At 45.7% G+C, this 808-nt stretch carries 2 protein-coding genes; one reads left to right on the top strand and one right to left on the bottom strand.

Going from position 1 to position 808, the window contains the following annotated elements; genetic code table 11:
• Positions 1–396: adenylyl-sulfate kinase (cysC, locus tag R7040_RS25745; RefSeq protein ID WP_318097471.1), on the top strand; the 396-nt coding region annotated here is incomplete at its 5' end.
• 90 nt (positions 397–486) lie between these two features.
• On the opposite strand, the gene R7040_RS25750 is transcribed toward cysC, so the two are convergent.
• Positions 487–808: DUF2806 domain-containing protein (locus R7040_RS25750; protein WP_318097472.1), on the bottom strand; the 322-nt coding region annotated here is incomplete at its 5' end.

Here is an 808-nt window from a genome sequence, read left to right on the forward strand (position 1 = left end):
CTGTGTAGTGATCTAGGCTTTTCTGAACAAGATCGTCGTGAAAATATTCGTCGTATTGGCGAGTTGGCTAAACTGATGGCAGATGCGGGTTTGATTGTGTTGTCCGCGTTCATTTCTCCTCACCGTGCTGAGCGTCAACTCGTTCGCGATTTACTGCCCGAAGGTGAGTTCATTGAAGTGTTTGTGAATGCATCTCTCGAAGTGTGTGAAGGCCGAGATCCAAAAGGCTTATACAAAAAAGCGCGAGCAGGTGAGATCCCAAATTTCACGGGTATTGATTCTGAATATCAAGCGCCAATCAATCCAGAAATTGATTTGCCAGCAGGCGAGAAGAGCGTCGAAGAGTTGGTTGAGTTGTGTTTGAATGAGCTTAAACAGCGTCGTGTGATCAGCTAACTCAGCTTTTGGATCATGGGTGGCCAAAAGCTTAGTGTACTGCTTGAGGAGCTTTTAGATCATAGGTGACCTAAAGCTCCTAGAGCGAAACTAAACGGTATAGTTCACGCTGCTGCTTGCTTCGGTGCTTACGCTAAACTTTTGATTTAACAAGGCGAGCATTTGATCGTAGTACTGGGAATTTGGCTTGTTGCCAAGCAGTTTGCACAGTTCGTTACCCGTCGGCGTGAAACGGTAGTACAGCAGACGGATGCCCTTCGTATTCACTTGCAGAGACAAATTCTTGCCTTGATATGCCAGTATCAATGGCGTTTCAATGCCGATCTCTCCTGATTCCAGTTCTGTGCTATGCAGTAACCCCAATTCAATCAATACTAATAGACTTGAGTACGGCAATTGAAAGCTGCCCATA

The organism is Vibrio sp. 1069, assembly GCF_033340555.1.